Annotated in this window: 1 protein-coding gene; it reads right to left on the bottom strand. The window is 58.4% G+C overall.

The window, feature by feature from the left end; genetic code table 11:
* A partial coding sequence (locus L5M10_RS24075; RefSeq protein WP_263256116.1) for a VCBS domain-containing protein occupies positions 1-593 on the bottom strand: 593 nt, incomplete at both ends.

Raw genomic sequence — 593 nt, 5'->3', positions numbered from 1 at the left:
CGGTGCCATCGGCACTGGTGACCGTGATGTCACGGGTCAGGGTTTCACCCGCCTTGAGTGACTGCACGTCGCTGTGGCTGTTGTTTAAGGTGTAGGTCCAGTTACCGTCGGCATCAATGCTGAAGAAACCGTAGTTGCCATCGGCGACATTGGTTTGCACTTGGAATACCGCTTCGCCGTTGTCGACGTCGGTGACGGTTAAGGTGCCGGCCACCGTTTGTACTGTGCCTGGCAGGGTGTCGGAATCGCCGTCTTCGGTGACGGTGCCRGCATCGCTGTCGCCGTTACCGACYGTGATGTCAGCGGGATCGTTCGCGCCGACAATGGTGATGGTCACGGTGTGGCTGGCGGTGCCATCGGCACTGGTGACCGTGATGTCACGGGTCAGGGTTTCATCCGCCTTGAGTGACTGCACGTCGCTGTGGCTGTTGTTTAAGGTGTAGGTCCAGTTACCGTCGGCATCAATGCTGAAGAAACCGTAGTTGCCATCGGCGACATTGGTTTGCACTTGGAATACCGCTTCGCCGTTGTCGACGTCGGTGACGGTTAAGGTGCCGGCCACCGTTTGTACTGTGCCTGGCAAGGTGTCGGTA

The organism is Shewanella sp. SM32 (genome assembly GCF_025654235.1).
GTDB lineage: Bacteria > Pseudomonadota > Gammaproteobacteria > Enterobacterales > Shewanellaceae > Shewanella > Shewanella oncorhynchi.
This window is presented reverse-complemented; position numbering and strand designations above follow the sequence as displayed.